This window comes from Candidatus Accumulibacter vicinus (assembly GCF_000584955.1).
GTDB classification, from domain to species: Bacteria; Pseudomonadota; Gammaproteobacteria; order Burkholderiales; family Rhodocyclaceae; genus Accumulibacter; species Accumulibacter vicinus.
This window is the reverse complement of the sequence record NZ_JDSS02000049.1, coordinates 27,312-30,600: the sequence shown is the minus strand read 5'-3', so window position 1 is coordinate 30,600 and position 3,289 is coordinate 27,312. Positions and strand designations below refer to the sequence as shown.

6 protein-coding genes are annotated in these 3,289 nt (G+C 67.0%); 1 reads left to right on the top strand and 5 read right to left on the bottom strand.

What is annotated here, in order from left to right; all coding sequences use genetic code 11:
- Nucleotides 1-88 precede the first annotated feature (88 nt).
- The gene (locus CAPSK01_RS19835; RefSeq protein ID WP_034930883.1) at nucleotides 89-343 is read left to right on the top strand and encodes a hypothetical protein; all 255 of its coding nucleotides are present in this window, start codon (nucleotides 89-91) and stop codon (nucleotides 341-343) included.
- On the opposite strand, the gene CAPSK01_RS24135 is transcribed toward CAPSK01_RS19835, so the two are convergent.
- The 5 genes from CAPSK01_RS24135 to CAPSK01_RS19805 are packed head-to-tail and all read right to left on the bottom strand — an operon-like array spanning nucleotide 344 to nucleotide 3,112.
- The gene (locus tag CAPSK01_RS24135) at nucleotides 344-847 is read right to left on the bottom strand and encodes a DUF1799 domain-containing protein (protein ID WP_273704158.1); all 504 of its coding nucleotides are present in this window, start codon (nucleotides 845-847) and stop codon (nucleotides 344-346) included. It lies immediately after the preceding gene.
- Complete coding sequence (locus tag CAPSK01_RS19820) at nucleotides 748-1,116, bottom strand: hypothetical protein (RefSeq protein WP_034930874.1); 369 nt, start codon at nucleotides 1,114-1,116, stop codon at nucleotides 748-750. The genes CAPSK01_RS24135 and CAPSK01_RS19820 overlap by 100 nt, the downstream gene beginning before the upstream one ends.
- A 13-nt stretch (nucleotides 1,117-1,129) precedes the next feature.
- Complete coding sequence (locus CAPSK01_RS24130; RefSeq protein ID WP_273704153.1) at nucleotides 1,130-1,771, bottom strand: phage tail tube protein; 642 nt, start codon at nucleotides 1,769-1,771, stop codon at nucleotides 1,130-1,132.
- A 6-nt stretch (nucleotides 1,772-1,777) separates the two neighbouring features.
- A complete protein-coding gene (locus CAPSK01_RS19810; protein ID WP_034930871.1) occupies nucleotides 1,778-1,966 on the bottom strand; it encodes a hypothetical protein in 189 nt (62 codons plus the stop codon).
- 15 nt (nucleotides 1,967-1,981) lie between these two features.
- On the bottom strand, nucleotides 1,982-3,112 hold the full coding sequence (locus CAPSK01_RS19805) for a hypothetical protein (RefSeq protein WP_034930869.1): 1,131 nt from the start codon (nucleotides 3,110-3,112) through the stop codon (nucleotides 1,982-1,984).
- Nucleotides 3,113-3,289: the final 177 nt, after the last annotated feature.

The window sequence follows — 3,289 nt, the reverse complement described above, 5'->3', positions numbered from 1 at the left end:
GCCGAAAAAATGCCGTTCAGCAAACCCGACATGATCAGGAAACCCGGTTGGTCTGCGCGACGACCTGCGCATCGCCCGAGATCACCAGATGGATGACGACCTGCTGAGTCACGTGCTACGCTCCCGCGGCATGAACCACCCTCTTGCACCGTTCACGGGCTTCGTGTTCTTGCTGCTCAAGATCGGGCTCGCGGTCTTCTTCACCGTCGTGGCCGGTGCTTTCGCCTGGCTGTTCTGGCAGACGCCGCGATGGCTGTTCTGGTCCGGGGTGATCGCGCTGATCGCGGCAGTGCCGTGGCAGCTCGCCTGGATGCGCAAGCAGCGACGCGCGCCTGGCGCGTAGCTACCCAGCAGCCCGCCGCCGCTCATCGCGCATCTCGCCCCACGCGCGTAACGCAGCGGCCTCAACGGCGCACAGGTCAGCGAAAACGCTCTCGCGCTGCTCGCGCGGCAATGCGCGGAACGCCGGACTGGCGCGCACGCCCTCGTATTCCAGCCCCGTGGCGCCGATCTCGGAGACCATGCGCCACTGGGTCTGCACGCCCTGCCAGAGCGTGAGCGCGTCCACGTGTTCGGGCCAGAGCCAGAACTCGCGCCTGGTTGCCGCCGGAGCCGATGCCAGCCAGCGATCCAGGCCGCCGCGCAGGTCACCGCGAGCCGCCTGTCGTCGCTGCTGATCACTGTTGCGCCGCTCATCGACTGCCTCGCCGCTGAGTTCGCCCCGGGCCAGCAGCTGCCCGAGGCGGGCTAGTTTCCCTGCTTGTCGGCTGCCGCGCTGCGCACGCCCTCGAGCTGCGCCGCGATGGCCTTCTCGGCCAGCAGCCGGCGCACGCCGAGCACGCCGCACAGGCACTCGAGCGCTTCGGCCGAGTACGCGACAGGCTGGTCGGCGTCGTCGACCACCAGGTCTTGCCGCCATGCGACGATCATCTCGCCCAGCAGGGCGAAATCGTCGACCGCGCCGTCGCGCGCGCGCTGCATCAGCGCGTCGAACTGCGTCGCGTCGAAGCGCCTGAGCACCAGGCCCACCTTGTGGGCGCTGTAGGCGTCGCCTTCGCGCAGATCGAACTCGACATCCGTGTCGATGGTCTTGCCGACCTTGAGCCGAAAACTCATCCCGGGTTCCCGATCAGTAGCTGATGAAGCGACCGAGGACGTTGACCTTGCAGGTCACCTTGAGCACCTGGCCGCGCTGGATCTGCGGCATCTCCGACATCGAGACGTTGCCGTAGAAATAAGCCGTCATGCCGCCCGCGATGGACGCCTTGAACGCGCGCTTCTGCAAGCCTCGTGACGCGGCGGTCAGCGCGATCTGGGATGCCGACGACATGTCATGGCCGAAGGTCAGCGTCACCTCGGTCGGATTGAAGCCGGCCGGCATGCTGATCGCATTGCGCCTGCTGATGGGCTCCACCGTGACCTGGCGGCCATCGCCGCCGCTGGTCTGGACATCCAGCCACTGGGCCAGCTCGAGCCAGCCAGTGACCTTCTGCGCCGTCCCAGCGCCACTGCCGGCCGGAAACCAGGTCGTGTCTGTGGCGTCAAGGCCAAGCAGACTGAACGTGTCGGCCGTCAGCTGGTCGGCGCGCCAGACGGATGAGTCGGCATCCTCCCAGCCGCTGGTCAGCAGCAGTTCGTCGTTGTCGACATAGCCATGCGCAACGGACGTTGCGACAGCCGGGTCGGCATTGGTGATGCCGGTCACGGTCTTCGCCGACGCGAAGCCCGTGCTGATGAAGATTTTCGAGCCCTCGGGCAGAAAGTAGGCCATGTGAAATCACTCCTTGCTTTGCGCCCTGCGGCGCCTTGATGCATCGATTCTTGTCGTGCGCACTGTTTGCGCCGTCGACAAGTCGGCAGGGCGGTCGCTCGGCGCCGGCATCCACCCGAGGCGGGCATGCGCGGCCACGCAGTTCGGGTGCACCTGCAGCCGCTGGTCGCCCTTGACCATGTCGACGAGCGTCATGGTGTGCGCGCCTGATCAGCCCATCACGAGCATGACGTGTTCACCCTGGACGACCTTGAACCCCCAGGCCAGATGCAGCTCCCACGTCAGCTGCCCGTACTGGGCGATCTGCACCAGCAGGTAGCTCATGCCAGCGTCGTCGGAGATGGTCAGCTGCTCCATCGTCGGGTTCACCGGCATCATCGGCGGGCGCAGGATGCCGACCACCGCATTGCGCTCGAACGCCATGTTCGGCTGGTAGTTGTTGCCGATGGTCATCGCGTTGGCCGTGGCAATCGTCGCCCGCGCGCCTGGGCGACCCAGGCTGATGGTGCCGGGGGCCGTGACACCGGTGTTGACCACGTACTTGTTCGCCGCGTCCGCGGCGAAGGTGACCACGTCGCCGGCCAGCACGGTGCCGGTGCCGGTGACGAGCGCGACATCACGCACCCCGGGGGCCGTAGCGCCACTGGTGACGTAGGATGCGCCAGTGCCCTTGGTGTGTGTGCTGATGCCCGCGGATTCGGTGATCGAGAACCCGAACTGGCGCAGCAGGTCGCCGCTGCGTCGCTCGGCATCGTTGCCTGCCTGGTAGGCCTGCTGGATGATGCCGAGTTTGCGCAGGTTCACGCCGGCGCTGGTGTCGATGCACAACTGCAGGTCGGCCAGCGGTGCGCCGTTGTCGGCCATCGCCTTGCGCACATCGGCGATCAAGTTGATGTCAGATCCGAAGGGGGTCGTGCCCGCCGTGCCCACGGCGCGCGAGGCGCCCTGCTTGATGGCGGCGCAGGCATCGGCCTCGGCGGCATTGCGCAGCGTGCGCATGCCCTGCGCCACGAGCTGCCGCGCCCATTCGGCCGAGTTGCCGCCGTTGTCCAAACTACGGATCTGCTCGCCCGTGAGGTGCCAGCTGACCTTCTTGCTGGCGGTGATGGCGACGCCCACGCTGGTGGCCGTGGCATCAGCGCCGGCGGTCGACGACGCCGCGGGAGTGAAGTCGCTCGCGCTGAGGGTCGGTGCCACAGGCACGGTGACCGTGTCGCCCTTGGCGACGCCACGGTGATCGAACTGCGCATTGATGGCCCGGATGACCCCGAACGGCTCGCCGGAGACCTCCTGAGCTGCGGAGAACAGCACCGGCACAAGCGCGGTGAGTGTGTTTGCCATGGTGGTTTACCTCAATGTTTGGTCGTGAGAGCATCAGGCGTCGACGAGCACGAACCCGTCCGTGGTGGCCGCCTTGGCCCGTTCCTTGGGAGGCAATGCCTCGAATTGAGCACGCGTCATCTGCAGGGCCCCGGGAGACCCCTTCGAGCCCTTGAACCCGCTACCCTGCGCACCGCC

Bases quoted from the DNA above. Each gene is read 5' to 3' on its own strand.
- CAPSK01_RS19835 (WP_034930883.1), top strand. From the start codon at position 89: ATGGATGACGACCTGCTGAGTCACGTGCTACGCTCCCGCGGCATGAAC.
- CAPSK01_RS19820 (WP_034930874.1), bottom strand. From the start codon at position 1,116: ATGAGTTTTCGGCTCAAGGTCGGCAAGACCATCGACACGGATGTCGAG.
- CAPSK01_RS24130 (WP_273704153.1), bottom strand. From the start codon at position 1,771: ATGGCCTACTTTCTGCCCGAGGGCTCGAAAATCTTCATCAGCACGGGC.
- CAPSK01_RS19810 (WP_034930871.1), bottom strand. From the start codon at position 1,966: ATGACGCTCGTCGACATGGTCAAGGGCGACCAGCGGCTGCAGGTGCAC.
- CAPSK01_RS19805 (WP_034930869.1), bottom strand. From the start codon at position 3,112: ATGGCAAACACACTCACCGCGCTTGTGCCGGTGCTGTTCTCCGCAGCT.